The organism is Bacillus sp. UNC125MFCrub1.1, assembly GCF_000701305.1.
Classification (GTDB): Bacteria; Bacillota; Bacilli; order Bacillales; family Bacillaceae; genus Bacillus; species Bacillus altitudinis.
Window position 1 is genome coordinate 311,601 of sequence record NZ_JNIG01000011.1, and the last position, 26,671, is coordinate 338,271.

Genomic DNA, 26,671 nt, shown 5'->3' on the forward strand with positions numbered 1-26,671 from the left:
TTAAACACCTGAATCCATTTAGATGGCTTATTTCAACAGTTCGTCCAGCATATTCTTGCCATCTTCACTGTCCAAAAAAGCAGACGTTTTAAACGACTGAACGGTTGCATAGTTCATAAATTCGCCAATTTTCACAGATAAAATATCTGCAACCATTTCATGAATCGGATACTCTTGTTTTTTCTTCCACTTCTTATTCTCTAAGTATGACCATAATTCCTCTAAATCTACATCTTTATAGCCCAAAACGATGAATTCTTCAAGCTTACTGAACAGAAAAGGCTTTAAATGGTCTTTGTATATAGCAGCCGGATGTTGTGTCAATGTGAGGCTCCCCCTTTTCAGTTTTTTATCGAGAGACTTGTCATGCTTGGACGATATACACGCATATCTTATTGTATATGATTCTATGTCGTTTGAGAAGGCAGGTGATCTGTGATTTGACGAAGCAAACGTTTTTAAAAGGGACGATTATTTTAATTTTAGCAGGTTTTATTACAAGAATATTGGGTTTTGTCAATCGAATTGTGATTGCAAGGTTCATTGGTGAAGAAGGCGTAGGGCTTTATATGATGGCAGCGCCTACCTTTTTTCTCGCCGTGACGCTGACACAATTCGGACTTCCTGTTGCGATTAGTAAGCTAGTCGCAGAAGCAGAAGCCCGTGGTGACAAACAGAAAACAAAACGCATTCTAGTGATGTCCCTTGCGATAACAGGAACACTCAGCCTGATTTTCACGCCGCTTTTTTTATGGTTTGCCCCTATTATGGCCGAAAATATGCTGACAGATCCTAGAACGGTCTATCCTCTGCTTGCCATTACACCAGTCGTACCCGTTATTGCAATCTCAAGTGTGTTAAGGGGCTATTTCCAAGGAAGACAGCAAATGAGCCCGCTTGCGATGTCACAAGTACTAGAACAGGTCGCAAGAATTTCACTCGTGGCAGTATGTACAACAGCATTCCTGCCTTATGGAATTGAATATGCAGCAGCAGGCGCCATGATTTCATCTGTCATCGGGGAAATGATTTCACTTGCTTACTTACTGATTGCCTTTCGTTATAAAAAGACCATCCGTATCCGAAAACGTTTTTTCAAGGCAATTCATGATGGGAAGGATACGTTTAAACAGCTCATGAGTATTGCCCTGCCAACGACAGGCAGCCGTTTCATCGGCAATATCTCGTGGTTTTTAGAACCGATTGTCGTCGCGCAAAGCCTTGCGATTGCCGGTTATGCAGCTGTGGAAGCAACAAGGCAGTACGGAGAATTGACAGGACTTGCGCTCACCCTTTTGACACTTCCTAGTTTTATCACGTATTCTCTCTCCACCGCACTAGTTCCAGCGATTAGTGAGGGGATGGAACAGAACAAACGCAAAACGGTCGAATACCGGCTCAAGCAGGCGATGCGCCTTTGTTTATTAAGCGGGGGCATTTCATGTATTATCCTTTTCGTGTATGCAGAAAATTTAACCCTCTTCATGTATGGTTCATCTCATGCCGCTGTCTATGTAAAATTCATGGCCCCCTTCTTTTTGCTCTATTACTTTCAAGGGCCGTTGCAGGCTGTCCTTCAAGCATTAAATTTAGCGGGGGCAGCGATGACCAACAGCTTGATAGGAGCTGTTGTGAAAACAGGCATGATCTTTGTTCTTGCTTCACAGCCAAGCTTTGGCATTATGGGCGCAGCGCTTGCGATACTCATCGGCATCGTCCTTGTCACATTACTCCATGCGGCAACTGTCGGTAAAGTGCTGCCTATTCATTTACCATTAAAAGAATATGGACTTTGCGTCCTTGTGATCATCGGTACTGGGGCAGTCAGTTTATGGATGAAACATCAAGCGAGCGGACTCTTTTCCGCCCCTTTGGAGCTTGTCATGATGATCTTTTTGACGTGCGTGCTGTATGTCATTCTATTAATCTGTCTTGGGCTAGTGAAACGAGAAGAGCTACGCCGCATCCCGTTTATTGGGAAGCTGCTTTAGCTCATTCTTTCTTGATCACTTCATCTTTCAAATCAATATAAAAATCCTTCTGATTAAAGCTACAGTAGGAGATCTGCTCGATGTCATCATAGCCTCTTTTGGCAAGCTCCTTTATCAGCCACTGTTCATCATGGTTGATCTGCTTGAGATGATCATGCTGAACCACACCGTCTGCAATAAGAGGGAGCTCAAGCGCTGCATGTTTGCGCTTGTTTTCTTTTTCAACAACGGCGAGCTTCCCTGAAGGCTCTAAGATGGCATATGAGACATCCTGGATACTATCGATGTTATTTTCTCTTAATTGAATGAGCAAATCATCAAAATTGTATCGCTGTTTTCTCATCGCACCCTCATCTATTTTTCCGTTGATGATGAGCAGGGCCGGCTTACCGTCGAGAAAACGCCGGACACCTTGGAATTTTAGTGACAAATAGGCAAGGGTGATTTGAATGAAGGTTAACAGCAGGATCGGCCATACTGTATGTAACATGTGATCCTCAACTTCTTCTATGGCGAGCACCGCAATTTCAGCGATCATCATAAAAATAACAAGATCTAAAATACTCAGTTCCCCAATCTCCCTTTTGCCCATTAAACGAAAGATAAACCAAATGAGAAAATATAAAATGATCGTTCTCATGGAGATAATTAAGATGTCCTGCATATGATGTAACCCCTCCTTCTCCACCATAGCTTGTGTCAAAACACTTTATTTATGTAGAAAAGAAAGCCTCGGTTTTTATCACGAGAAACATGTCTATTTTTTCTTCTCCGTGAATACATTTTAGTAAAAGACAAGCTTCGGTCAATTGGAGAGGAGACGAATCACATGCAGGAAACGAAACAAATAGGAAAAGGCATTTTATCTGGCTTAATTGCTATTTTTGTCGTGATGATTGTCACAAGCTTACTTGTATCACTGATGCTTACCTTCACAAGTATGCAGGAATCATCGTTTAAATGGATGATCATGATCTTGTCCTTTGCGGCACTTTTTCTAGGAGGAATGATTTCTGGAGGGAAAGCAAAGGAACGGGGCTGGCTCATTGGCGCCATGACCTCTTTTATCTTTTCACTCACTGTTTTTTTATTTCAATATTTAGGGTTTGGAGAAACCTTTTCACCAGAACAATTCATCTATCATGCAGCCTTTTTGGGAATTTGTATGCTAGGGGGAATGATTGGCGTTAATCTTCGGGGCAAATAAAAAAAGAGCGAATGATATCGCTCTTTTTTTATCGCTATGTATTGGAGGATTAACCTTTGTCAGCTAATTCTCTAATAGCACGTCGGTCGAAAGTTAAACGGTTGTTTTCGCTTGTTTTGATGACCACTTTTGATTCATCAATGTAGTCGATTTCACCGTGTAAACCACCGATTGTGACGATTTTATCGCCTTTTGATAAAGATTGCTGCATCTGACGCACAGCTTTTTGTTGCTTTTGCTGTGGACGGATTAACAAGAAGTAAAGCACAGCAAACATGACAACAATCATAATGATTGAACCCATACCACCATCCATTCTATCTCACCCCTTTCTAAAGCATTGTAAAGCCTTTCGTTTATGCGTTAAAAGTTTTTCGCATTCGGTTTGTTAAAGCCATAACGCTCAAAAAACTCTTCTCTAAAATCACCTAAACGATCCTCACGGATAGCTTCTCTCACTTGCTCCATTAATTTTAACAGAAAATGAAGATTATGATAAGTTGTTAATCGAATTCCGAACGTCTCATTAGTACGGATCAAATGTCTAATATAAGCGCGTGTGTAGTTTTTACATGTGTAGCAGTCACAGTTTTCATCGATTGGTCTGAAATCACGCTCATATTTAGCATTTTTCACAACAAGGCGTCCTTCACTTGTCATGAGCGTACCGTTTCTGGCAATTCGCGTCGGCAGTACACAGTCAAACATATCGACACCGCGAATCGCGCCGTCAATTAATGAATCTGGTGAGCCAACACCCATTAAGTATCTTGGCTTGTCATCCGGTAAAAATGGCGTTGTGAACTCCAGCACACGGTTCATCACATCTTTTGGTTCACCAACAGATAAACCTCCAATGGCGTAGCCTGGGAAATCAAGTGAAACAAGATCTTTTGCACTTTGTTTACGAAGCTCTTCGTATTCTCCGCCCTGCACAATGCCAAACAGTCCTTGATCCTCTGGACGCTGGTGCGCTGTTAAGCAGCGCTCTGCCCATCTGCTTGTCCGTTCTACAGACCGTTTCATATAATCGTACTCTGCTGGGTATGGAGGGCATTCGTCAAATGCCATCATAATATCTGAGCCGAGCGCATTTTGAATCTCCATCGCTTTTTCAGGAGAAAGGAACAACTTATCTCCATTTAAGTGATTACGGAAGTGAACGCCTTCCTCTTCAATTTTTCTAAATTCACTCAAAGAAAACACTTGGAAACCGCCTGAATCTGTTAGAATCGCTCGATCCCAGTTCATAAATTTGTGCAGGCCGCCTGCTTCTTTGACAATGTCATGCCCCGGGCGCAGCCATAAATGATACGTATTGCTTAAAATGATGCCTGCTTCCATTGCTTTTAACTCTTCAGGCGCCATTGTTTTGACTGTAGCCAGTGTACCAACTGGCATAAATACAGGTGTTTCAAAGGAGCCGTGCGGTGTATGAACGCGCCCAAGACGTGCACCTGTTTGTTTGCATGATTTAATGAACTCATAACGTATCGGTAATTGCGACAAAAATGAGCCCTCCTGTCTTTGTTGTATGATTTTATTGAATCAGCATGGCATCACCAAAACTGAAGAATCGGTATTCCTCTTTTACAGCCTCATTGTACGCTTTTAGGACGTGTTCTCGTCCAGCTAATGCACTGACAAGCATAATTAAAGACGATTTTGGCAAGTGGAAATTCGTGATCATGCCATCAATTGCCTTAAATGTGTAGCCTGGGTAAATAAAAATCGATGTCCAGCCGCTTGACGCTTTGAATTCACCATCATAAGCACTTGCAATGGTTTCAAGCGTTCTTGTCGAAGTTGTTCCGACTGAAATAATCCGCCCGCCTTCTTTGCGCACGCGATTAAGCTCTTCTGCCGTTTCTTCATTCATTTCGTAAAACTCTGCGTGCATTTCATGTTCTTCAATGCGTTCAGCACTGACCGGTCGAAATGTGCCAAGTCCTACATGGAGCGTAATAAACGCAATATGCACTCCTTTTGCTTTCAGTGCATCCAGCAGTTCATTTGTAAAGTGAAGACCGGCAGTAGGCGCAGCAGCCGAACCAACCTCTTTGGAATAAACGGTTTGATAACGCTCACGATCGTCAAGCTGCTCTTTAATGTACGGAGGCAGTGGCATTTCACCTAAGGATTCAAGTACTTCATAAAAAATGCCTGTATACTGAAACTCAACTTTTCTTCCGCCATGTTCCAGTTCTTCTGTACATACCGCTTTTAATCGTCCATCACCAAATGTAATGACTGTTCCGTTTTTCACACGTTTTGCTGGTTTCACGAGCGTTTCCCATTTGTCTCCTTCTTCTTGTTTCAAAAGAAGCAGCTCCACTTTAGCACCCGTATCCTCTTTCGTTCCAAACAGACGTGCAGGCAATACACGTGTATTGTTTAAAACGAGACAATCACCCTTTTGAAAGTAATCTGTGATTTGCGAGAATGTATCATGTGTGATGTCACCTGTTTGTTTATTTAAGACCATCAGTCTTGATGCATCTCGTTTTTCAAGCGGCACTTGTGCAATCAATCTTTCTGGTAAATCAAAATCAAATAGTTCTAACTTCATTTCCTTCACCTATTCTGTAGTTAACTAGTTAACGTTATTTCATCCGTCCGAAGACATTGAGTAAAATGGTTAGGACGATGCTAATGACAATGCATGTAATCACAGGAAAAAAGAACGTTACATTCCCTTTTTTCACGAAAATATCGCCTGGAAGTTTCCCAACCAATTGAAACACTAAACCTGCGGCAAAAAGGACACCACCTAAAATCATCAACATTTTAGGGAATTCAGTCACGAATCGGAACCTCCATATGAAAATGTTCATACGCTTCTCTTGTGACGACCCGCCCTCTTGGTGTTCTTTGCAGAAAACCAATTTGCAGTAAATACGGTTCGTACACATCTTCAATCGTATGTGATTCTTCTCCAATTGTCGCTGAGATCGTATCAAGTCCAACAGGACCGCCTCTAAATTTTTCAATCATACTTAAAAGCAGTTTATGATCGATATGATCAAGTCCGAGTCTGTCAACTTGCAGACGCTCAAGAGCATCTTCTGCAATGTCTTGTGTGATCGCATGATTTCCAAGCACCTGCGCAAAATCTCTTACTCTTCTGAGCAGACGATTGGCGACCCTCGGTGTGCCTCTAGATCTTCTTGCAATCTCTTCAGCTGAACGAATGTCGATCCCAATCTCAAACAGCTCGGCTGTTCTTGCTACAATGTGAGCCAAATCTCTTTGCTCATAGTATTCCAATCTTGCATGAACCCCAAACCTATCACGAAGCGGCGCTGTTAAAAGCCCAACACGGGTTGTAGCACCTACAAGCGTAAATGGCGGTAAATCAAGCCGCACAGAGCGTGCTGTATCTCCTTTTCCAATCACGATATCTAGACAAAAGTCCTCCATCGCTGGATATAGCACTTCCTCTATTGAACGCTGCAAGCGATGAATTTCATCAATAAACAGAACATCGCCAGGTTCAAGAGATGTTAAGATCGCCGCCAAATCGCCAGGGCGTTCAATCGCTGGTCCAGACGTTGTACGCAGCTGAACATTCATTTCATTGGCAATGATCGACGCAAGCGTTGTTTTCCCAAGTCCCGGCGGCCCATATAAAAGAACGTGATCCAGCGTTTCCTGCCTCATTCGGGCAGCTTCAATAAATACGCTGAGATTATCCTTTACTTTCTGCTGGCCAATATATTGACTAAGCGTCTGTGGACGCAGACTTTGCTCAATGGCTGATTCATGGTTGTCTGCTTCAGTTGAGACGAGCCGTTCATCCATGAGACATCACCCTATTTCAACATTTTTTGTAAAGCTTTTTTCACATATTGATCGGTTGTAAGATTCTTCTCTTCTTTTAATAAAGGAAGAACCTTTTTGATTTCACGATCACCATACCCAAGGACACTTAAGGCTTCAACCGCTTCATCTAAAGCGCTTTGCTGCGTTTCAATCTGGATATGATCCTCGTGGTTAAATAAGTTTCCTATCATTTCAGGCACCACATCTGCGAGCTTCCCTTTCAGATCTAGAATGATCTGTCGTGCTGTTTTTTTGCCAACACCCGGGAATTTAATGAGAAAAGCTTCATCCTCTCGTTCGATCGCTGAAATGACAGCGCCAGGGTCACCGGAAGCAAGAATCGCAAGCGCACCCTTCGGTCCAATCCCTGTGACATTTAACAGTTTTGTGAACAACGCTTTTTCTTCTCGTGTTTGGAATCCATATAACGAAAAAGCGTCTTCCTTTATGTAATGATACGTATAAATCGTTTCTTGTTTTGTTACTCGATAGATAAACGGATTTGGGGTATAGACTTGATATCCCACTCCGCCGTTTTCAATGACAACATATTGCGGGCACACATAATCAATGGTCCCTTTTACAAACTCTATCACCGTTTTCACCTCTTTGACTGTTCTCCATTGTAACATAAATCGAAGAGAAAACCGTAATAAAAGTTAACATACGTTCGCTCAGCCTTTTTTCATCGTCAACCCATGAAAAAGAGCTTGCGGTCTTCACACCAGCAAGCTGTCATACGATTAAAACGATTGTTCATTTCGGTAAGGTTTCATGACTTCAAGCACATGCTCAAATTCATCTTTTGTTCGAAACGGAATGCCTTGTGCAAGCTGCTGCTCTACATGACTTTCCAAGCGGGACGTATCAATTTGAAAAAAGAGATGAATAGGCTCCGCCCACCCGTCAGGCCTTCCATGAAACGTAGAAATCACGCCGTCTTCTGATAATCCGATATATCCATTTGCTTTACTTAAAGGCGATATATCGTCAATTTGCTTTCTAAAAAGGGCAAAATCCTCTCGCTGTTCTACCAATGTCCAGCCCTTATACTGGGCCCAAAATGTGTCTTTGTCTTCTAATGATGCCCGCTGTCTTTCAATACTCACATCGCCGTCTAGATAGACCTTTTCAAGCTGAACGTTGATGGTTTTTGACTCTTTTTGCAAGTGTTCTGCTGCTTCCATATCAACAGCGAAAAAGAGTACACTTGTCATGATAAGTCCTGTAACGAAATACTTTATTTTCACTTTCACTATTTACACCTCTTTAGAACATAAGATCGATGCATGACATATGTAGTTTGACCCATTTTGCTCCACATTAACCAAATCGATGTCTTGACACATATTGAGCGTCTTTCGTTGTATCCTTCGTGCGTAAATGTTATGTTTTATACAATCCATTGCTCTACCGAATCACATGGTTTTTTCATCATTCGTTTTTCAGCCGCATAAACTGAAACCAAAGAAGGTGAAGTCAATGTCAGATGTCAAAAGATTAGCCGAATCGATTCAGTATCAAGAAGAAAAGCGTTTTAATAAGCTCGTCTTTAAACCGGCTGAGCTTGAGCTGTGCGGCAAAGGAAGAAGTGCCTATGTATTTTCATACAAAAAAGACGGCAAAAAAATGGCGTTAAAAGTCTTTTTTCCTTCTTATCGAAACATCGCCCGCAAAGAGGCTGCAATTTATGAAAAACTTTCCGGCTCCTCCTATTATCCTGAGATTTACGAGTCTGGGGATCAGTATATTTTAATGGAATATATTAAAGGTTATACTTTCTATGAATGCCTGACAAAAGGAATTCCGATCAAAAAACAAATGATTGAACAAGTAGATGATGCGCTAGAAGAAGCACGCGCGAAAGGTTTAAATCCTTCTGATATTCATCTGCGAAATTTAATTTTAACAAAGGATGGCCGCGTCAGGGTCATTGACGTCGCCCGCTTCACGCAAACGAAAACATGTCATCAATGGGATGATTTAAAAGCTGCATACGCCTATTATCAAAAACCTTTTTTCCCTAAAAAAGCGCCGCGTCTGTGGCTTGAAGTGATTGCCTATTTGTATAAGAAAAACTGGCTGTCTCGAGGTCAGCTGAACAATCGAAATGATTTTACTGCATAATGAAAGCCGCTCTTTTCGAGCGGCTTTCAGATTGTTGACAAAGGGCTAAAATGAACTTTATTTTAGCCCTTTGTCTTCTTTTCAGCGTGATAGAAAACCTTTGCAGTCTAGGAAGGACGAGTACCGGCGCGGAGCGAATTTGACATTCGTGAGCACCGGCACGCAGGACTGACACCGAATGCGAGGGTTTGTCTACACGCTGAAAGCCGCTCTCTTTGAGCGGCTTTTCGTTTTATTCTGTTTCTACATGGATACTATTCACATTTAATAGGTTAATGATTTCATTATTCAGCTTAAACCAATGATTGGCTTCCTCAATTTTTTTATACACATCATAGGTAGCTGGACGTTTCAGCTCGAAATCGAGCACTTCCCCATTGTTCATATGAAATGTTACCTTAAATACTTTCATCATAAGATCACCTTCCACTCTGTCTTGTTCACTAACCGGATCGGTCAGCTCTTTTCATTCATTCTCTATTCAATCCGTTTCCCCTGCTTCTTTCCTTCTAAACACAAGAAGTTTAAATTTTGTTTAAATTCGCACAACATATCTATCTATATACTCTTCAAAAGAAGTATATTGAATGAAAAGGAGGCTGTCTTTATGAAACAAAAGAAAAAACGAACATCTCCAGAGAGACAAACAGTTCTATTTCATTTAACAGATGCCCTCATCCCAAGTATTGAAACGATGGCGATTGCAGTAAAAGCATTTTTCCACCTCGTGAGAAAAGCCATTTCAGCCGTTTTATAAAACCCCGCACTAGAGGAGTGCGAGTTTTTTTTAGGATTGATAGATTTGACTGCCTTGATTGATAAACTCTTTTGCCTTCTTCTCCATCTCTCTTTTCACTTCTTCTGATTGGTTGCGGATGTCATGGGATATTTTCATACTGCAAAACTTTGGTCCACACATGGAACAGAAATGAGCGGTTTTAGCACCTTCAGCAGGCAATGTTTCATCATGGAATGCCAGCGCTCGTTCTGGGTCAAGTGACAGATGAAATTGATCCCGCCATCTGAATTCAAATCTCGCTTTTGATAAGGCATCATCACGCTTTTGAGCAGCAGGATGTCCTTTTGCTACATCAGCTGCATGTGCGGCGATTTTATAGGCGATGACACCTTCTCTTACATCTTCTTTGTTCGGCAGACCTAAATGCTCTTTTGGTGTCACATAGCACAGCATGGCTGTTCCATACCAGCCGATCATCGCCGCACCGATCGCGGATGTAATATGATCATATCCCGGTGCAATATCTGTTGTTAGAGGACCTAACGTATAAAAAGGTGCCTCTTTGCATATCTCCATCTGCTTATCGACATTCTCTTTGATTTTATCCATTGGAACATGACCAGGTCCTTCAATCATGACCTGTACATCATGTTTCCAAGCGATCTCTGTCAATTCCCCTAACGTTTCCAGCTCTGCAAACTGCGCTTCGTCATTTGCGTCCGCAATGGATCCAGGTCTGAGCCCGTCCCCAAGCGAAAAGGCAATGTCATATGTTTTCATGATTTCACAAATTTCTTCAAAATGGGTATACAGAAAGTTCTCTTGATGATGAGCGAGACACCATCTTGCCATAATGGCTCCGCCTCTTGAAACAATTCCAGTGACCCGGTCGACTGTGAGCGGAATATACCTTAACAGGACGCCCGCATGAATGGTGAAGTAGTCAACCCCTTGCTCTGCCTGTTCAATTAATGTGTCTCGGTATACTTCCCACGTCAAATTTTCTGCGATTCCATTCACTTTTTCAAGTGCCTGATAAATCGGGACAGTTCCTACTGGGACTGGGGAATTGCGGATAATCCATTCTCTTGTTGTATGAATATCCTTTCCTGTAGACAGGTCCATCATCGTATCTGCCCCCCATCTAATTGCCCATGTCATCTTCTCCACCTCTTCTTCAATGGACGACGTCACAGCTGAATTGCCAATATTCGCATTAATTTTCACGTGAAAATTCTTCCCGATGATCATCGGCTCACTTTCAGGATGGTTGATATTCGCTGGAATGACCGCTCTTCCACTAGCCACTTCCTCTCTAACAAACTCAGGACTTAGCTGTTCTCTCAAAGCGATAAACTCCATTTCAGGCGTAATGATGCCCTTTTTCGCATAATGCATTTGCGTCACACAAGCACCTTGTTTCCCGCGGAGCGGTACATGATGAAAATCTGTATGGGCAGCTTGATAGGATTCTTTCCCATTCAAGCGATATCCATTATCTTCTGGCTTTACTTGACGCCCTTCATAGCTTTCAGTATCTTCTCTTTCCTTAATCCATGCTGATCTCAGGCGCTTTAATCCCTTTGTGACATCAATATGAGCCTCCTCATCTGTATACGGTCCACTTGTATCGTACACACGAATCGGTTCATTTTCGATATCACCTGCTTGTGTCACTGTATTTGTGAGCACGATTTCTCTTTTTGGCACCAAAATGTCAGGTCTTGAGCCTTGTTCATATACCTTTCGACTACCTTCAAAGTTTGATAATAAAGATTGCGTTGATGGAACATTTGTCTTTTCATTCATTTGCTGTTCACTCCTTCTTTTCGTGTGACCGGTCAGGATGGAATCAGCACCAGCAAAAAACCAGATTCTATGTAAAGAACCTGGTTTCGTCGTCAGAAAAAAACATGTATGCCATTCATATGGCACATGTATCGTCTTCAACTTCCCCACGCTGGTACGAGCCAGATCAGGTCCAAAGGGTTAAGAAGCTTGTCTTCTCTCTCAGCCCGCATTTCCGGGCACCCCTAGTCACTTATATTGATTTCCACAACAGTGTAGCATAGCTGAGAAATGAAAAAAAGAAGTTTCAGGAAAATAGTTCCTTTCCCCTACAATGAATACACGATCTTCACGATATACATCTTTCTATACACGATTTATCTCTCTCATTTCGATTAAATCAGAAATAATCATTGATCCTTTTCTCCTAGTATGTATAATTAATCTAAACGGAGAATTTTTATACAAACATGATTCAAAGGAAGTTCTAGTCGATTGCAAACATTTCTTACATTTATCGTCGTTGGATTCTCAATTGCTCTACCTGTTGGAGCGATCACGGTTGAAATGACAAAGCAGGGATTAAAAAACGGATTCTTTCATGGATTAACTGTAGGCGCTGGTGGTATGACCATCGATATATTGCTCATCTTGGCTTTATATGCTGGATTTGCTCAATTTTTATCTTTGCCCTTTATCCAAATTCCGCTCTGGCTGATCGGTGCCATCTTTTTAATGATTCTTGCCTACGATTCGATTAAAAATGCGGATCAAGACATCCATTTAGCAGGAGAAAAAGTGAATAAATCATTCGCTAAAACATACCGAAATGGGCTGCTCGTCGCGGTATCACCTGGAAACCTTGTGTTCTGGGTATCTGTGTTTGGTGCTGTACTGGCAGATGCTTATACGAATACAAATTCATCTGAATTTATATTGGCTGCTGCGGGTATTTTGGCAGGGATTCTTCTTCATGACATCGGTCTTCTCACGATTGTTTCCCTAACAAGAAAAGTGATGAACCGAACAATGATTAAGTGGACTTCCATTATTGCCGGTATTTTATTACTTGGATTTGGCTGTTATTTCTTTTATGAATTTTATATCGGGATCAAAGTTTATTTTTAAAGAAAGGCTAAAGTTCGTCATGAACTTTAGCCTTTTTTATTTCAGCTTAACGGGTCATGCCTGTCTGACCTGTTTCAAATTGCGTTTTTCTCATATCTCTGAAGCGTGTAAATGCGCCTTCGTCTTTAATGACTTGGACAGCTCTTCCATCTGCATAACGAGTCGCTGCTTCTTCTACTTGTGATACACCCTCTGATGTCAAGCGCCCATCTGTTTTAAGAGCAATATACACATTTTCATCCGTCACCATGACTTGTGAGTCTGTCACATGGTTCATTTTGTTCACTCGGTTGGCGATTTTTCTTGAACGCTGGATGTTCTCTTGTTTATCGTAGCCAGAGAACGACATTTGGTTATGATAGTTCATATCTCCATGACTGTAGCGTCCATCTCCACCAGTAAGTGGCATTCTCACTTGATCCTGTGTAGGGCGTGAACGATCATCAACATTCGTTGTATTTCTTCCGTTCATTCCCTCCATAAGCTCAGAAACCGGTCCTTGATGATCTTGGTTGTTGTCTGTTGCCTGTTGATTGGAGTGGTATCCAACTGGCTGGCCTGATTGATTATGACGTGTATCTACACCCGCATTGTTATTTGTACCACATGCCGTTAATCCAATAGGTAGAAGCACTAAGGCGATTGTTTTTTGCCATTTTTGTCTCAAACGAAAAACCCCCTGTACAAATTGAATCTCATGAGCGCAAAACAGGCTCTGTTTTAGCATGTACAGTTGAGGACAAAAACAAGCTGTCAGTTATAAACAAAAAAAGGAACGATTGAGATCGTTCCTTGTGTCATTAATCTTCTTCGTCTTCTTCTGGTCTTGCAAAAACAGATGGGTTTTGATAAGGCTGCTGCATATAAGGCTGAGCTGGATAAGCACCCATTTGACCATATGGAACAGGGTTTGGATAATGTCCAGGCCATGGTTGATGATGCTTCATCCCATCATCGCATCCGCAGTCTTCCTTGCCATATGCTTCATTTGGAGCGTTTGGATAAAAGCCTTGATTGACATTGGCATTGGCATTCGCATTCGCTCCTGCATTTGGATGCATATGGTGGTGCCAGTGATGCCCGTCGTTTGCATGATGCTCATGATTTTCACCATAATAAGCCGGTGCTTGATACGCAGGATAATATGGCTGAGCCGCCGGGTAAGGGTACGGCATCATGTGATGATGATAATACGGCTGTACCGGATAACAAAGGCCTGATCCCGGTAAAATAGGAGAAGCGGGTACCATTTGTTGCGGATATGGATACATTGCTGGCATGTAATGACCATAACCATAATAAGGATCATATGACTCTTGATGATGGTGGTGATGCTCTTTATTTTCAGCCATGCCCCCTACTGCTGCCCCTCCAACATTCGGCATTTGCGGGAAATTAGGAAGGTTTGGGTAATTACTATGTTCCATATCTTTTCCCTCCTCTTTTTGATGTGGGATATGAATGAATGGATCATATCCCTTTGCCACTTCATCTTTGAAATGATCCTTATTTTCATGATGAAAATGGTCCTTGTGATCTTTATGATCCTTTTTCTCATGAACATGATCTTTCTTTTCATGAACGTAATCTTTTTTCTCATGATGTTCTTTTTTCGGAGGAGGCGTGAATGGCTGGTAGAGATTCGTCTGATAATAGTTTACATCAACTTGTGGAAAAACTGGCTGTTCAATCTTTGGTACTGGTGGCACATAAGGTACCGGTTCATTCGGCTTTTCCTTCGGCTTCGTATCTTGAACTTGCACGACATCCTTTGGCTTTTCTTTTACATACGGGTGTTCTTTTGCTTTTGGCATTTCTTTTGCTTTGTGATGATCGGTTTTGACAGGAACACCACTAGATGGAATTTTGATTTTCATTCCTGGCATAATTAAATCTGGATTACTGAGCTGCGAATTTAATTTTTTCAATTCTTGAAAGTCGACTCCGTACTTCTTTGAAATTTTCCAAAGGGAGTCTCCTTTTTGCACAATATGAATTTTCAACGTTTTCCCCTCCTATGCAAAACGTGAACGTAGCGGTTATGTCAGAAGTACAATATGTTTCAACATAAATTTATGCCTATTTACAAGCCGATATGATAAAAACTTGTTTTCTGATAGGAGGGGACACTTCATTATTTAATGGTCAGCATCTTATTTAAAGCGAGCAATGCCTCTTTTGTCGTCTCTTCATTCACTTGAATCAAACCGACTGGCTCCCCTTTTTCAATGCTTTCAAGTGACCATAGTAGATGAGGCAGATCAATACGGTTCATTGTCAAACATGGACACATATCTGGATTGAGGGATTCAATTTGTTTGTCAGGGTGCTGGTCAATGATGCGGTTCACTAAATTCATTTCTGTTCCAATGGCCCACTTGCTTCCTGCTGGTGCCTGCTTGATCGTATCAATAATAAATTTCGTTGAACCAGCTAGATCAGATGCCTTTACGACTTCATGCGTACACTCTGGATGAACAAGAATCTGTATGTCACGGTCACGTTTTCTCGTTTGTTCAATATTCTCAATGGTAAATTTCTCATGAACAGAGCAATGACCTTTCCATAAAATCATTTTGATTCGATGAAGCGGTTGGTCGGTGATGAGCTTTTCTTCTATTTGATCCCAGACAGCCATTTCCTCTAGCGGAATTCCTAAATCATAGGCCGTGTTACGCCCTAAATGCTGATCAGGTAGAAAAAGAATCCGCTCTTTTTGGGTCAGCGCCCACTCCAATACTTTTTTAGCGTTTGAAGATGTGACAGTCGATCCGCCATGCTTGCCGACAAATGCTTTAATATCAGCCGTTGAGTTTACATAAGTCAGCGGAAGGATCGTATCTCCAAACAGCTCAGTGAGCTGATCCCACGCCCTGTCTGTTTGTTTCATATTCGCCATATCTGCCATTGAACAACCTGCTCTCATATCTGGCAAAAAGACGTGCTGATTCTTTTTTGATAACATATCGGCCGTTTCTGCCATAAAATGAACCCCGCAAAATACAATGTATTCTGCTTCGTGATTGTCAGCAGCAATTTGTGCAAGCTGCAATGAATCACCTGTCACATCAGCAAATTGGATGACTTCATCTTTTTGATAATGATGACCCGGTATAAAAAGCTTTGATCCAAAGGCGCGTTTAATCTCTAATACTTTCTCTTTCATTTCATCATAAGTGCGCTGTTTATATTCATCTGGCATCATGGCTGTATGCTGTGCTGCTAACACATCAAGCATGGACATGAGTCGTTCCCCCTTTATGGCTGAATTCCATATTCATACTAAAATCGAATGATGGAGCAGAATGTGTGAGGAATCCAAGTGAAATAAGGTCTACACCTGTCCCCCGGTAGTTAGCCACATTCTCTAACGTGATGCCGCCTGATGCCTCAGTCAATATGGTTTCAGGGGTCATTTTTTTAAAGCGCTTCACTTCGTCTGGAGAGCAGTTGTCAAACATGATGACATCTGCTTTGGCATCAATGGCTTCCATCAGCTGTGCTTCTGATTCAATTTCCACCTCAATTTTCACCATATGACCGGCGTATGCTCTTGCTTTCTCCACAGCTTCCCTGATAGAACCACAAGCCGCAATATGATTATCTTTAATCATCACACCATCGGATAAGCCGAAACGATGATTCTTTCCGCCTCCAACTTTTACTGCGTACTTCTCCAGCATGCGCAAACCGGGTGTCGTCTTTCTCGTATCACAAATCGTAATAGACGGATCAGCTAATCGCTCTACTGCTTCATGCGTTAGTGTAGCAATCCCTGTCATTCTTTGCAGGATATTCAACACCACCCGCTCCCCTTTCAGCAAGTCGTTGACGGGACCAGTTATTTGTGCCAGTACAGCCCCTTCATGAATCCAATCACCTTCCTGGAAAAACAGCTCAGTTTGAACTTGTTCATTCAGCAGTTTGTATCCCATATCAATGACTTGTGTCCCGGCCAATACGCCTGATTGTTTCGCCATGATGTAAGCTGTTCCTTTCTTGTCTCCAAAGATGGCATCAGCGGATACATCTCCAAACCCAATATCTTCTTTTAAAAAATGAGTGAGCATTTGCTTTAACTGTAAACGTTCCATTTGGCACCAATCCTTTCATTTTTTACGGTATAAATATGGCCCTGTTCATGTACAATCTGTTTTGCTCGCCACGAAGCATCGTGCCGATTTGGATAATCGGTGCGATAATGACCGCCCCTGCTTTCTGTTCGGAGTAATGCGGATTTGACAAGGCATATGGCTAAAGCCCATTGATTCGTTATTTCGATCTGTTCATTTGTGATATTCTTCACATTGATTTGCTGAAAAGAGACTTGTTCTAAATGATCGAGCAAAGTCTGTAAGCCTTTTTCATCTCTCACAATTGCGGCATATGTTGTCATCCATTTTCTGAGCTGAGCCTGTGAAACCGTTGGGACAGACCATACTTCTTGAATGGAAAGAGCAAGTTTTTTATCTTGCCGGGCTTGCAACCGCTCAATATACCGTGCTGCGTTGTTTCCTAAAACGAGACCTTCTAAGAGCGAATTACTTGCCAATCGATTGGCGCCGTGTAAACCTGTACAAGCTGCTTCACCAATGGCAAAAAGTGATGGAACTGTTGTTTCTCCATGTTCATTCACCTTAATTCCACCCATTAAAAAGTGCATACCGGGTGAAACTGGCAGCCTTCCGCTTGCCATATCAACTCCCGCACGCTGACACATCGAAGCAATCGCAGGAAAACGTGCAGAAAAATACGGAATATCACGGATGTTCAGATAAATGGAATGACCGAGTTGCTGCTCATGGAAAATGGTCCTTGCCACCACATCTCTAGGCGCTAAATCGCTCTGCGAGTGCATTCCTTTCATGATCCGCCTGCCTGATTCATCTTCTAAATAGGCGCCCTCTCCCCTGACTGCCTCTGATACGAGACCGATCGCTTTACCTGAAGTGGTCAAAAGGGTCGGATGGAATTGCACAAATTCGAGATCTACTAGCTGTGCCCCTGCGCGATAGGCCATCATCAGACCGTCTCCTGTCACAGACGGATCATTTGTGTTTGTTTCATATAAGGAACCACAGCCGCCAGTGGATAATACAACTGCATCTGCGGTCATTGTATGTACATGACCTTTTTCGTCTTTCCACACAACACCGGTACATACCCCTTCATGAACTAATAGATCCATGACATGATGATTTTCGTATACATGAATGTGTGAGCCGAGCTTCCCTTTCAAAAACTGCACGAGGGTTTTTCCCGTTTGATCTCCTCCTGCATGCAGAATACGATGGGTCGTATGGGCTCCCTCTTTACCTAACTGCGGAATTCCCGTTTCATCTCGATCAAATGGGCAGCCCTCTTCTACGAGCTTCTTTACAAGATCTTTTCCATGATGGACGATCTCCTGTACAGTTTTGTCATCATTGTGACCACACCCCGCAGCTAAAGTGTCTTGCACATGCTGATCGACAGAATCATGTGCGGAAAAGGCTGCAGCGATTCCCCCTTGTGCGAGCATGGAATTACTAGAGGAAAATTGTTTTTTTGTCATCATGATGACTTGGCAGTTCTCTGAGATCGTATTCACAAATGAAAGAGCCGCAATGCCCGACCCCACCACAATGACTTTTTTGATAGATGACACAATCGCCCCTCCTGTCATTTACACCTGTCTTGACACATATCATTACACAACACTACAATAAATACAAGAAAAAATTTTCACACAGGAGATGGATGGATTTGATTTATTTAGATTATGCAGCTTCTACACCTGTTTCTGAGGAATCACTGCATGTATTTCAGCAGTTGAGCAAAGAATGTTACGGAAATGCGAGCAGCCTGCATGATGCAGGAGGAAGAGCAAATGAAATCTTGGCTTACAGCAGACAATCACTTGCAGCGATTCTAGGGGGCGAACCTGATAGTATTTACTTTACAAGTGGCGGAACTGAATCCAATATCCTTGCGATTCAATCGATCATAAATGGGCTGCCTCCACATAAACAGCATGTCATTACCACATCAGTAGAGCACCCTTCCGTTCATCATGCGGTCAATGCCTTTCAGCGTCTCGGTGTGAAGGTGACGGTCATAGAACCGAATCAAGAAGGAATTATCACAAAGGAGATTCTCAAACAGGCTCTATTGCCTGAAACCGGACTAGTATCCATCCAGCATGCCAACTCAGAAACTGGGATTATTCAGCCATTAGCTGAATTAGCAACGCTCTTAAAAGAAAGAGATATTCTTTTTCATACAGATGCAGTGCAGACATTCGGAAAAATGCATGTGTCGATTAAAGAACTTGGAGTTGATGCCCTCTCCATTTCGAGTCATAAAGTGTATGCACCTAAGGGCGCCGGTGCTGTCTATATGGGAGCACATGTCCCTTGGAAGCCTATATATCAACATACTGTTCAGGAAAATGGTCTACGCCCAGGGACAGTGAACGTGCCATGCATCGGTGCTTTTGTAGCTGCGAGCGAGCAAATCATGCTGAAAATAGATCAACAGCAACAGCTAGATATTCAGCTTCGTGATTATTTTCTTCAGCAGCTAAAAAAACGGAAGCTGCCTGTCCGCATGCTGCAAGAAAGTGACCAGCGCCGCACGCTGCCTCATATTATTGGTTGTTTTTTTGAAGGGTTTGAAGGACAATATGTAATGTTAGCTTGTAACCGGCATGGAATTTGTATATCTACTGGAAGTGCGTGCTCTTCTGGTTATCATCATCCTTCCCCTGCTGTAAAGGCATTACATGTATCAGATCGTGATGCCCTTCAATTCATTCGACTATCATTTGGACGAGGATCATCAAAGGATGACATCGATCTGCTTTTGCATACATTTGAAAGCTTGCAAAAGGAGAAGAAAGGAGCATAAACGTGGAACAAGAGAGAAAACTCATTGGCGAAGAAAGAAGAAACGCCATTTTAAAGTGGCTGAAAGAGACAGATACACCACTCACCGGAAGTTTTTTAGCTAAAAAAGCCGCTGTCTCACGACAAGTCATTGTACAAGATATTTCATTACTCAAAGCAAAAAACGAACCCATTATTGCCACAAGCCAAGGCTATGTGTATATGGCGCAGCATACACCGGAAACTGAAATTGAACAGATTATCGCTTGCAAGCACGATCCTCATCGTACAGAAGAGGAGCTGACACTGATTGTAGACTATGGTGTAACGGTGAAAGACGTGATCATTGAGCACCCTGTCTACGGGGAGCTGACGGCCTCTATTCGAGTGAGTACGCGCAAACAAGTGGCTGACTTCGTTCATCATATTTCTAATACGGGCGCCTCCTACTTATCAGAGCTGACAGACGGCGTACACTTACATACCCTTACTTCCTACAGCCAAAAGCAGCTTGACCAAGCCATTCAAGCGCTTGATGACGCTGGATTTCTCATTAAAGACTAAAAAAATAGTGTCCCCAAGAGGACACTATTTTTCATTCGTTAATTCATATGTTTGATAGCTGCCGAGTAGTTTCACTTCACAGCCAATCGCTTCTAATTCTTGAATGGCGCCAGGGACAAGTACATCATCCATCTCTTTTTCGATATCAATGATAAATAAATAGTGTCCAAGGCCTGTTTTTGTCGGACGCGATTCAATTTTGGACAAATTGAGATTCCGCCATGAAAAAGCTGATAACACGCGGTGCAATGCACCTGACTGATCATCCTTTGGCAGGCTGACAACAATGGTCGTTTTTGGCTTTGAAGAAAAACCAGAATTCATTGGGAACGATGCCTTCGCCTCTTTATGTAAAATAACAAAGCGTGTATGATTGTGCGGATAATCATGAATGTCTTTTTTCGCAATCGTCAATCCGTACGTTTTTGCGGCGATTTCATTCGCAATCGCACCAACAGCTTCATCTGGATGCTCACTGATGTATTTCGCTGCATAGCCTGTTGATTCCACTGGCCGATGCGGAATATCAGGGAACTGCCTCTTCAAAAATTGATGACACTGCGCAATGGCGTGCGGATGTGACTGAATCACATCTAATGTCTCCCAGCTCTCCGCTCTCGATGGATGGACAAGCAGGTGCTGGCGAATCGGTGCTGTCATTTCGCCCACAATGGACAAAGCGTCCTCATGAATTAAATAATCAATTGTTAAGTTCACAGATCCTTCGAGTGCATTTTCAAGTGGAACGACCGCCAAATCTACTTCTCCCTTTGACACGGCATCCATACATTGCGGAATGGTTGCATAAGCCCGCTGCTCTGCATCTTTTGGAAAACAAGAACAGACAGCCAAATGAGTAAATGTGGCCTCTGGTCCAAAGTAACCTACCGTTAATTGCTTCATCTGCTATGATCTCTCCTTTTATGCCCCAGAACCTAGAATTTCAACTTTTTCGACAAATTCAAGTTTTCTTAATTGATTCATGACTGTATTGATATCATCTGCCATGCCGGCCGTACTGATCGACAGGGTAACATTCGCTCTTCCTTGCAACGGAATCGTTTGGTGAATGGATAACACATTACAGCCAGAGTCAGCCACAATTTGCAGCAGCCTAGACAGAGCCCCAGACCGATCCTCCAGGTGGAAAAACAATGTGATGATCTGCTCTTTGACCATCGTATAAAATGGAAAAACAGCATCTCGATATTTATAAAAAGCACTGCGGCTTAAATCCGCTTTTTGAACAGCATCGGCAACTGAATCCGCTTTTTTGCGATCGAGAAGCTTTTTGACTTCAAGCGTTTTTCGCATCGCATCCGGAAGTACATCCTCTCTTACTAAATAGAACGTTTCTTCTTTCACCTGTTTTCTCCCCTTTTAAAAACGGGAGAGCCCATGAACTGGACCCTCCTTTTGATCAATCGATAAATTCAAATTCAAATTCAAGCAGACGAATGATGTCTCCATCTTTTGCACCACGTTCACGCAGGGCATCATCAACGCCCATTCCGCGCAGCTGTCTAGAGAATCGTTTCACTGACTCGTCTCTTGAGAAATCTGTCATCTTAAACAGTCGCTCAAGTGCTTTACCAGTTAAGACAAACGTACCATCAGGATCTCTTGAGATCTCAAATGCTGCTTCTCCTTCATCAAACTTGTACATCACACGGTTATCAGAGAGCTCTTCTTCATTGTAGAGCGGGAATTCCGGTGTTGTTTCAAGCTGATTGGCGATTTCAAATAAGAGCTCACGAAGCCCTTCTCTTGTGATCGCACTAATTGGGAACACTTTATAGTCATCTGTTAATTTTTCTTTAAATGCCGCTAGATTGTCAGCTGCATCCGGCATGTCCATTTTGTTCGCTACAATGATTTGCGGACGCTCTGTCAATCTCATATTGTATTGCTCAAGCTCTTCGTTAATCGTCACGTAATCTTCGTATGGGTCACGCCCTTCAAGTCCAGACATATCAATGACATGGACAATGACACGTGTACGTTCAATGTGGCGTAAAAATTGATGACCTAAGCCAACACCTTCGTGCGCTCCTTCGATCAGTCCTGGCAGATCCGCCATGACAAAGCTTCGGTTATCGTCTGTTTCAACAACTCCGAGGTTTGGCACAAGCGTTGTAAAATGATAATCCGCAATTTTTGGTTTCGCAGAAGAGACAATCGAAAGCAGCGTTGACTTCCCGACACTTGGGAAACCAACAAGTCCAACATCTGCAAGTACTTTTAATTCTAAGATGACGTCACGTTCTTTACCTGGCTCACCGTTTTCAGACAGCTGTGGTGCAGGGTTTGCTGGTGTTGCGAAGCGTGAATTTCCACGTCCGCCACGTCCACCTTTGGCAATCACAGCCCGCTGTCCATGCTCTGTCAAGTCAGCTAGTACTTGTTCCGTCTCAGCATCTGTCACAACTGTACCCGGCGGAACTTTAACAATCATTTCTTCCGCATTTCGGCCATGCTGGTTTTTACTCATTCCATGCTCACCGCGGTCCGCCTTGAAATGACGCTTATAACGAAAGTCCATTAACGTTCTGAGTCCTTCGTCTACTTCAAATACTACATCTGCACCATTTCCGCCGTCGCCGCCTGCTGGCCCGCCTTTTGGCACATATTTTTCACGACGGAACGCCACCATACCGTTTCCGCCGTCACCGCCTTTAACATACACTTTAACCTGATCTACAAACATAACTTCCTCCGTTTCTCTGCATCACATATCTCGTTCTTGCCTCAAACAAAGCTCAATCATGGACTCATGATTCGTCACATGAAATTGCGTTATACTCATACATGGATAGTTTGCGTCATGAAACGCATTTAACGCATCCAAACTTGTTAATTTTCCTTTGAAATCAAAATATAAGATCACATCATTCTCTTCATGATCCGTTTGGAAGGTGACCGTTAAATGATTTTCAGTTTTTTGGCAAACTGATTGATCGAATATCGAAAACAACTCCCGTGATACCGTTAGCAGCTGCGATTCATATGCTGATAAGTCTCGGGTTTCACCAAGCACTTCATATTCTAGGGTGATAAAATGCGACTCCCAATTAAAGGTTAGAAAGTAATAGGCCAATTGGGGAATTTTTAAATTTGAGAGTTTGGATTCATGCTGTGCTTCAATGACCATTTCTTCTATTATTTCGAACACTCGGTCATATTTTTCTAATGTCAAGTTGCCTTTGATTAACTGCAATTTATTCATCCAGTCGTGTCTTGAACGACTAAGCAGATGGATCAATTCATTCGTTAATGCAACGTGAGTTAATTTTTCGTTTTGTTTACTTGGTATCTCTTCCATTATCGCACTCCCAATCGTTTGGTCTCTCTTTTAGGAGTCTTATCATCAATATGTCTCCCTGAATTATAACAGAGAAGACAGCTTAGAAAAACACTAGTTATGTGAGGAAAGGTTGTTTTTTCTGATCGTATAGGAGAAAATGAGGCAAAGTCAGCAAACATTCTTTGATATTCTATGGAGTGCATCTTCTTTTATCATCTTCGGTACTACTTGTAAAAAGCGCAAAAGCTCCCTGAATAGTGAAAAAAACTCCAGTCAATGACCGGAGTTTTTAGCAATTATTGTGCCGCAGGATATACGCTCACTTTTTTACGGTCACGACCGAAACGTTCGAATTTAACTGTTCCGTCGATTTTAGCGAAAAGAGTGTCGTCGCCTCCGCGTCCAACGTTTTCACCTGGATAGATTTTCGTTCCACGTTGACGATAAAGGATAGAACCACCAGTTACGAATTGACCATCAGCACGTTTAGCGCCTAAACGTTTAGACTCAGAGTCACGTCCGTTCTTTGTAGAACCTACCCCTTTTTTAGATGCGAAAAATTGAAGATCTAATCTAAGCATGAAGTTCACCTCCTATTTTTTTGTAGATATTCTCACATAATCGTGATAATCTCGTTCAATTGTTTCTAAGGAAACGACCATGCCTTCTAAAAGCAACTGGGCTTTTTCAAAGGTGACTGGATCTGTTTCAGCTGGCAGTTCAAAAGAGAAATACCCGCCTTCATCTCCAATATCAAGCAGTGGATCCATTCCTGTCAGTGCAATAATTGAATTGACTGACCCGAAAACAACAGCAGATACACCTGCACAAACGAGATCCTGACCTTTTTCAGCAAACTCGGCATGTCCAGTCATCTGAAAAGACGTAATGCTTTCATCTGCTGGCGACCGAGTAATGGTTGCTTTGATCATATCACTCACACGCCTTAAGCGTTGATTTTTTCGATAACAACTTTAGTGTAAGGTTGACGATGACCTTGTTTTTTGTGGTTGTTTTTCTTCGGTTTGTACTTGAACACAGTAATTTTCTTACCGCGACCTTGTTTTTCAACTTTAGCCGTTACTGTTGCTCCAGCAACTGAAGGGTTACCCACTTTGACAGTGTCTCCGCCGACAAACAATACGTTTTCGAAAGTAACTGTTTCACCTGCTTCAGCAGCTAGTTTTTCAACATAAACAGTTTGACCTTCTTCAACTTTTACTTGTTTACCACCAGTTTCGATAATTGCGTACATCTCTGCACCTCCTAATAAACTCAGACTCGCCGAATACAGGGGGCCAATAGGCACTTTACACCTGCTCCGCGCGGTTGTAGCACGGGTGCTACATATCCATAACATTAAAAAATATATCAAATTAGACGCTGAATGTCAATGTATTTTCACCATTAGTACGGTAAAAGAAGATCTTCCATGGAAGAGGTGGTTCTTCGATCTGAAAAATAAGCATGGAGTAATTCATTTTCATCGAGCTGGCTCATTTTCACACCATTCCGTTCGATAATAATGGGATGCTTACAGCCTCTTTGGAATCGCGCCATCACTTCATATATTTTCTCCTCAGCACTGGCTCTCAGCGGAATGAGTTTCTCTACCTTTTGCTCTTTTTTACCGTAATAACGTTCTAGTAAAAAACGTACCCTGATATAATGCCGCTGCCGGTGCTCCATCACAAGCGAGTAGGCTAAAAAAGTGAGCAGGATCCAGCCGTTGAATTGCAGCGGAGCAAAACAGAGTAACCCTGCTGTCAAAAGACCGAAAAAAATGAGAGAGCCTTTTATTGCAAGGGCATGTGCCTGTTGGAAAGGGTAAAAAACAGATAAGAGCAAAAAGAATAATTTCCCGCCATCAAGTGGCCAAATGGGCAAAAGGTTCACTAGAAAAATCGCTACATTATAAAAAGTAAACATCGTAAAGACGTCATATGAGATAAGTGAGGCTTCCATGAGAAGCCAGGCGACGAGCTGGAGCGGGACATGCTGAAGCGGTCCGCATAAAATGACCGCCAGCTCTTCTTTTAGCGGACGGTTCCCGTGCTCTTCTACTTCTACCGCCCCGCCAAATGGCAGTAAAAAAATCCGCCGAATCCGCCAGTGATAATAACAAGCAGCCGCTGCATGTCCAAGCTCATGGACACAGACGATAATGAGCAGACAAAGCAGCGGCTTAATTTGACCTGATAGCATGGCAAATGCCATGACTATCCAAAGGAGCGGGTGAACATGGACCTTTGTCAGCATGAGCAGCCATCTATTCAAAGGTCATCACCTGAATGGGATCAATAAACTGTTCATTTTGCTTAATCGCAAAGTAATATGTCCCCTTGCCTTGTTCATCGAGCGCAATTTGACCAATTTTTTCCCCTTTATCGACAAAATCGTATAAAGCCACATCAGCTTCTTTTAGTTGGCCGTACCAGCTGTAGCTGTTATCTGCATGCTGCACCACGACTGTGAGCCCCGTATCACTTTTCTTTTTCACTTCTACGACATAGCCTTCTTTCATACTATCGATGGCTTCAGCAGATGTTTCAACTTTCACTCCGGCACCATTTTGCGTAAAGGATTCCTGCACTTTGCCAGAGGCAGGGACAGCCAGCTCTTGATTGGCTTGTACGTCCTTTTGTCCTTCTTTTTTATCGGTTAAAAAGGCAAGTGGGTTTCCGACAGTTTTCTCAAACCACCGGTTGGCGGCGGCAAATTGAAAATCTTGTTCAAAGGTTTGACTGATCATCGGCTTCAGCTGCTGAAAAGGCCCCGCCTGTCCTTTAAATGAAATAGCGGCAATCAGTACTAGAGAGGCAGAAAGTAAACATTTAAGCACAAACGTATTTGAATGAAATAACGGATGGCGAAATTTTTTCGTTTGGTGAGACGTTGACTCGTAGGAAGCCGAGCCAGAATGCTTTTCTTCTTCTGTTAACATGACCCATGGCGGAATATCATCTTTCTTCTTGAAAGCTGCCTTCTTAGGGGCAGCAGCTGGCTGCTTCATTTTGCGGCGCTGCGCTATTTTCTTTCGATACTCGTCCACTCTTTTCATAAGATCACCCTTTACATACAAACAGTTTGTACATTTTATGTGGCGACCTCATATGATATGCAACAAAAAGACCG

Annotated in this window: 32 protein-coding genes, 1 riboswitch and 1 other annotated feature; of the genes, 7 read left to right on the plus strand and 25 right to left on the minus strand. The window is 42.5% G+C overall.

The window, feature by feature from the left end:
* Positions 1 to 27: 27 nt before the first annotated feature.
* Entirely contained in the window at positions 28 to 324 is a 297-nt protein-coding gene (locus N521_RS09040; RefSeq protein WP_003216788.1) for a post-transcriptional regulator, read from the minus strand.
* A gap of 116 nt (positions 325 to 440) precedes the next feature.
* Here N521_RS09040 and spoVB point away from each other — a divergent pair, with 116 nt between their 5' ends.
* Positions 441 to 1,991: a stage V sporulation protein B gene (gene spoVB / locus N521_RS09045; protein ID WP_019743030.1), complete on the plus strand. Its 1,551-nt coding sequence runs from the start codon at positions 441 to 443 to the stop codon at positions 1,989 to 1,991.
* Position 1,992: 1 nt separating this feature from the next.
* On the opposite strand, the gene N521_RS09050 is transcribed toward spoVB, so the two are convergent.
* Entirely contained in the window at positions 1,993 to 2,655 is a 663-nt protein-coding gene (locus tag N521_RS09050; protein WP_019743031.1) for a DUF421 domain-containing protein, read from the minus strand.
* Positions 2,656 to 2,820: 165 nt separating this feature from the next.
* Here N521_RS09050 and N521_RS09055 point away from each other — a divergent pair, with 165 nt between their 5' ends.
* On the plus strand, positions 2,821 to 3,198 hold the full coding sequence (locus N521_RS09055) for a TIGR04086 family membrane protein (protein WP_007501492.1): 378 nt from the start codon (positions 2,821 to 2,823) through the stop codon (positions 3,196 to 3,198).
* A 49-nt stretch (positions 3,199 to 3,247) separates the two neighbouring features.
* On the opposite strand, the gene yajC is transcribed toward N521_RS09055, so the two are convergent.
* The 7 genes from yajC to N521_RS09090 all read right to left on the minus strand — a co-directional run bounded on the left by yajC (position 3,248) and on the right by N521_RS09090 (position 8,276).
* A complete protein-coding gene (yajC, locus tag N521_RS09060) occupies positions 3,248 to 3,514 on the minus strand; it encodes a preprotein translocase subunit YajC (RefSeq protein WP_003216659.1) in 267 nt (88 codons plus the stop codon).
* A gap of 47 nt (positions 3,515 to 3,561) precedes the next feature.
* The gene (gene tgt, locus N521_RS09065) at positions 3,562 to 4,707 is read right to left on the minus strand and encodes a tRNA guanosine(34) transglycosylase Tgt (protein WP_008342748.1); all 1,146 of its coding nucleotides are present in this window, start codon (positions 4,705 to 4,707) and stop codon (positions 3,562 to 3,564) included.
* 31 nt (positions 4,708 to 4,738) lie between these two features.
* A complete protein-coding gene (gene queA, locus N521_RS09070) occupies positions 4,739 to 5,767 on the minus strand; it encodes a tRNA preQ1(34) S-adenosylmethionine ribosyltransferase-isomerase QueA (RefSeq protein ID WP_007501498.1) in 1,029 nt (342 codons plus the stop codon).
* Between the two features lie 34 nt (positions 5,768 to 5,801).
* The gene (locus N521_RS09075; protein WP_008342752.1) at positions 5,802 to 6,002 is read right to left on the minus strand and encodes a DUF2905 domain-containing protein; all 201 of its coding nucleotides are present in this window, start codon (positions 6,000 to 6,002) and stop codon (positions 5,802 to 5,804) included.
* The gene (gene ruvB, locus N521_RS09080; protein WP_007501501.1) at positions 5,995 to 6,999 is read right to left on the minus strand and encodes a Holliday junction branch migration DNA helicase RuvB; all 1,005 of its coding nucleotides are present in this window, start codon (positions 6,997 to 6,999) and stop codon (positions 5,995 to 5,997) included. Before ruvB ends, N521_RS09075 begins: the two co-directional genes overlap by 8 nt.
* 11 nt (positions 7,000 to 7,010) lie before the next feature.
* Complete coding sequence (ruvA, locus tag N521_RS09085; protein ID WP_017358123.1) at positions 7,011 to 7,616, minus strand: Holliday junction branch migration protein RuvA; 606 nt, start codon at positions 7,614 to 7,616, stop codon at positions 7,011 to 7,013.
* Positions 7,617 to 7,763: 147 nt separating this feature from the next.
* Positions 7,764 to 8,276, minus strand: coding sequence for an intercompartmental signaling factor BofC (locus N521_RS09090; RefSeq protein WP_008342756.1), 513 nt, complete (start codon positions 8,274 to 8,276; stop codon positions 7,764 to 7,766).
* A gap of 226 nt (positions 8,277 to 8,502) precedes the next feature.
* On the opposite strand from N521_RS09090, the gene N521_RS09095 reads away from it, so the two are divergent.
* Entirely contained in the window at positions 8,503 to 9,147 is a 645-nt protein-coding gene (locus tag N521_RS09095; protein ID WP_017367714.1) for a serine/threonine protein kinase, read from the plus strand.
* Positions 9,148 to 9,379: 232 nt separating this feature from the next.
* On the opposite strand, the gene N521_RS09100 is transcribed toward N521_RS09095, so the two are convergent.
* Positions 9,380 to 9,562, minus strand: a complete 183-nt coding sequence (locus N521_RS09100) for a hypothetical protein (protein WP_008342761.1) — start codon at positions 9,560 to 9,562, stop codon at positions 9,380 to 9,382.
* A 192-nt stretch (positions 9,563 to 9,754) separates the two neighbouring features.
* Here N521_RS09100 and N521_RS19670 point away from each other — a divergent pair, with 192 nt between their 5' ends.
* Complete coding sequence (locus tag N521_RS19670) at positions 9,755 to 9,904, plus strand: hypothetical protein (RefSeq protein WP_164071257.1); 150 nt, start codon at positions 9,755 to 9,757, stop codon at positions 9,902 to 9,904.
* A gap of 30 nt (positions 9,905 to 9,934) precedes the next feature.
* Here the strand turns inward: N521_RS19670 and thiC are convergent, their stop codons facing one another.
* Positions 9,935 to 11,695: a phosphomethylpyrimidine synthase ThiC gene (gene thiC / locus N521_RS09105; protein WP_035391012.1), complete on the minus strand. Its 1,761-nt coding sequence runs from the start codon at positions 11,693 to 11,695 to the stop codon at positions 9,935 to 9,937.
* 126 nt (positions 11,696 to 11,821) lie between these two features.
* Positions 11,822 to 11,931: riboswitch (TPP riboswitch) on the minus strand.
* Between the two features lie 238 nt (positions 11,932 to 12,169).
* On the opposite strand from thiC, the gene N521_RS09110 reads away from it, so the two are divergent.
* Entirely contained in the window at positions 12,170 to 12,802 is a 633-nt protein-coding gene (locus N521_RS09110; RefSeq protein WP_008342767.1) for a LysE family transporter, read from the plus strand.
* Positions 12,803 to 12,848: 46 nt separating this feature from the next.
* Here N521_RS09110 and N521_RS09115 read toward each other — a convergent pair whose 3' ends face one another.
* The 5 genes from N521_RS09115 to nadB form a co-directional block, all read right to left on the minus strand.
* Positions 12,849 to 13,469: a YhcN/YlaJ family sporulation lipoprotein gene (locus N521_RS09115; protein ID WP_008342769.1), complete on the minus strand. Its 621-nt coding sequence runs from the start codon at positions 13,467 to 13,469 to the stop codon at positions 12,849 to 12,851.
* Between the two features lie 133 nt (positions 13,470 to 13,602).
* Positions 13,603 to 14,805 carry a SafA/ExsA family spore coat assembly protein gene (gene safA, locus N521_RS19890; protein ID WP_035390969.1) on the minus strand — a complete coding sequence of 401 codons (1,203 nt, stop codon included), beginning with the start codon at positions 14,803 to 14,805 and terminating at the stop codon, positions 13,603 to 13,605.
* A 131-nt stretch (positions 14,806 to 14,936) separates the two neighbouring features.
* Positions 14,937 to 16,046, minus strand: coding sequence for a quinolinate synthase NadA (nadA, locus tag N521_RS09125; RefSeq protein WP_035390971.1), 1,110 nt, complete (start codon positions 16,044 to 16,046; stop codon positions 14,937 to 14,939).
* Positions 16,033 to 16,896, minus strand: a complete 864-nt coding sequence (gene nadC / locus N521_RS09130; RefSeq protein ID WP_035390972.1) for a carboxylating nicotinate-nucleotide diphosphorylase — start codon at positions 16,894 to 16,896, stop codon at positions 16,033 to 16,035. The genes nadA and nadC overlap by 14 nt, the downstream gene beginning before the upstream one ends.
* Entirely contained in the window at positions 16,878 to 18,449 is a 1,572-nt protein-coding gene (nadB, locus tag N521_RS09135) for an L-aspartate oxidase (protein ID WP_081832187.1), read from the minus strand. The genes nadC and nadB overlap by 19 nt, the downstream gene beginning before the upstream one ends.
* Positions 18,450 to 18,541: 92 nt before the next feature.
* On the opposite strand from nadB, the gene N521_RS09140 reads away from it, so the two are divergent.
* Both N521_RS09140 and N521_RS09145 read left to right on the plus strand, forming a co-directional pair.
* Positions 18,542 to 19,690, plus strand: coding sequence for an IscS subfamily cysteine desulfurase (locus N521_RS09140; RefSeq protein WP_035390976.1), 1,149 nt, complete (start codon positions 18,542 to 18,544; stop codon positions 19,688 to 19,690).
* A 2-nt stretch (positions 19,691 to 19,692) separates the two neighbouring features.
* Positions 19,693 to 20,232: a transcription repressor NadR gene (locus N521_RS09145; RefSeq protein WP_017367723.1), complete on the plus strand. Its 540-nt coding sequence runs from the start codon at positions 19,693 to 19,695 to the stop codon at positions 20,230 to 20,232.
* Between the two features lie 24 nt (positions 20,233 to 20,256).
* Here the strand turns inward: N521_RS09145 and pheA are convergent, their stop codons facing one another.
* The 9 genes from pheA to N521_RS09190 all read right to left on the minus strand — a co-directional run bounded on the left by pheA (position 20,257) and on the right by N521_RS09190 (position 26,597).
* Positions 20,257 to 21,135, minus strand: a complete 879-nt coding sequence (pheA, locus tag N521_RS09150) for a prephenate dehydratase (protein WP_007501516.1) — start codon at positions 21,133 to 21,135, stop codon at positions 20,257 to 20,259.
* 18 nt (positions 21,136 to 21,153) lie between these two features.
* On the minus strand, positions 21,154 to 21,597 hold the full coding sequence (locus N521_RS09155; RefSeq protein WP_008342790.1) for an ACT domain-containing protein: 444 nt from the start codon (positions 21,595 to 21,597) through the stop codon (positions 21,154 to 21,156).
* Positions 21,598 to 21,652: 55 nt separating this feature from the next.
* On the minus strand, positions 21,653 to 22,939 hold the full coding sequence (gene obgE, locus N521_RS09160) for a GTPase ObgE (RefSeq protein WP_007501521.1): 1,287 nt from the start codon (positions 22,937 to 22,939) through the stop codon (positions 21,653 to 21,655).
* A gap of 21 nt (positions 22,940 to 22,960) precedes the next feature.
* Positions 22,961 to 23,554 carry a sporulation initiation phosphotransferase B gene (locus N521_RS09165; RefSeq protein ID WP_007501522.1) on the minus strand — a complete coding sequence of 198 codons (594 nt, stop codon included), beginning with the start codon at positions 23,552 to 23,554 and terminating at the stop codon, positions 22,961 to 22,963.
* A gap of 278 nt (positions 23,555 to 23,832) precedes the next feature.
* Entirely contained in the window at positions 23,833 to 24,117 is a 285-nt protein-coding gene (gene rpmA, locus N521_RS09170) for a 50S ribosomal protein L27 (RefSeq protein ID WP_003216586.1), read from the minus strand.
* Positions 24,118 to 24,129: 12 nt separating this feature from the next.
* Positions 24,130 to 24,468, minus strand: a complete 339-nt coding sequence (locus N521_RS09175; protein ID WP_035390978.1) for a ribosomal-processing cysteine protease Prp — start codon at positions 24,466 to 24,468, stop codon at positions 24,130 to 24,132.
* Positions 24,469 to 24,482: 14 nt separating this feature from the next.
* Positions 24,483 to 24,791: a 50S ribosomal protein L21 gene (rplU, locus tag N521_RS09180; RefSeq protein WP_003216781.1), complete on the minus strand. Its 309-nt coding sequence runs from the start codon at positions 24,789 to 24,791 to the stop codon at positions 24,483 to 24,485.
* A 12-nt stretch (positions 24,792 to 24,803) separates the two neighbouring features.
* Positions 24,804 to 24,877 (minus strand) — a sequence feature (ribosomal protein L21 leader region).
* A gap of 66 nt (positions 24,878 to 24,943) precedes the next feature.
* Positions 24,944 to 25,813, minus strand: a complete 870-nt coding sequence (locus N521_RS09185; RefSeq protein ID WP_024718398.1) for a M50 family metallopeptidase — start codon at positions 25,811 to 25,813, stop codon at positions 24,944 to 24,946.
* Entirely contained in the window at positions 25,806 to 26,597 is a 792-nt protein-coding gene (locus N521_RS09190) for a M23 family metallopeptidase (RefSeq protein ID WP_008342800.1), read from the minus strand. The genes N521_RS09185 and N521_RS09190 overlap by 8 nt, the downstream gene beginning before the upstream one ends.
* Between the last annotated feature and the right edge of the window lie 74 nt (positions 26,598 to 26,671).

Bases quoted from the DNA above. Each gene is read 5' to 3' on its own strand.
- N521_RS09050 (WP_019743031.1), bottom strand. From the start codon at position 2,655: ATGCAGGACATCTTAATTATCTCCATGAGAACGATCATTTTATATTTT.
- N521_RS09055 (WP_007501492.1), top strand. From the start codon at position 2,821: ATGCAGGAAACGAAACAAATAGGAAAAGGCATTTTATCTGGCTTAATT.
- yajC (WP_003216659.1), bottom strand. From the start codon at position 3,514: ATGGATGGTGGTATGGGTTCAATCATTATGATTGTTGTCATGTTTGCT.
- queA (WP_007501498.1), bottom strand. From the start codon at position 5,767: ATGAAGTTAGAACTATTTGATTTTGATTTACCAGAAAGATTGATTGCA.
- ruvB (WP_007501501.1), bottom strand. From the start codon at position 6,999: ATGGATGAACGGCTCGTCTCAACTGAAGCAGACAACCATGAATCAGCC.
- N521_RS09095 (WP_017367714.1), top strand. From the start codon at position 8,503: ATGTCAGATGTCAAAAGATTAGCCGAATCGATTCAGTATCAAGAAGAA.
- N521_RS09100 (WP_008342761.1), bottom strand. From the start codon at position 9,562: ATGATGAAAGTATTTAAGGTAACATTTCATATGAACAATGGGGAAGTG.
- N521_RS19670 (WP_164071257.1), top strand. From the start codon at position 9,755: ATGAAACAAAAGAAAAAACGAACATCTCCAGAGAGACAAACAGTTCTA.
- thiC (WP_035391012.1), bottom strand. From the start codon at position 11,695: ATGAATGAAAAGACAAATGTTCCATCAACGCAATCTTTATTATCAAAC.
- nadA (WP_035390971.1), bottom strand. From the start codon at position 16,046: ATGTCCATGCTTGATGTGTTAGCAGCACAGCATACAGCCATGATGCCA.
- nadC (WP_035390972.1), bottom strand. From the start codon at position 16,896: ATGGAACGTTTACAGTTAAAGCAAATGCTCACTCATTTTTTAAAAGAA.
- N521_RS09140 (WP_035390976.1), top strand. From the start codon at position 18,542: ATGGATTTGATTTATTTAGATTATGCAGCTTCTACACCTGTTTCTGAG.
- pheA (WP_007501516.1), bottom strand. From the start codon at position 21,135: ATGAAGCAATTAACGGTAGGTTACTTTGGACCAGAGGCCACATTTACT.
- obgE (WP_007501521.1), bottom strand. From the start codon at position 22,939: ATGTTTGTAGATCAGGTTAAAGTGTATGTTAAAGGCGGTGACGGCGGA.
- N521_RS09165 (WP_007501522.1), bottom strand. From the start codon at position 23,554: ATGGAAGAGATACCAAGTAAACAAAACGAAAAATTAACTCACGTTGCA.
- rpmA (WP_003216586.1), bottom strand. From the start codon at position 24,117: ATGCTTAGATTAGATCTTCAATTTTTCGCATCTAAAAAAGGGGTAGGT.
- N521_RS09175 (WP_035390978.1), bottom strand. From the start codon at position 24,468: ATGATCAAAGCAACCATTACTCGGTCGCCAGCAGATGAAAGCATTACG.
- rplU (WP_003216781.1), bottom strand. From the start codon at position 24,791: ATGTACGCAATTATCGAAACTGGTGGTAAACAAGTAAAAGTTGAAGAA.
- N521_RS09190 (WP_008342800.1), bottom strand. From the start codon at position 26,597: ATGAAAAGAGTGGACGAGTATCGAAAGAAAATAGCGCAGCGCCGCAAA.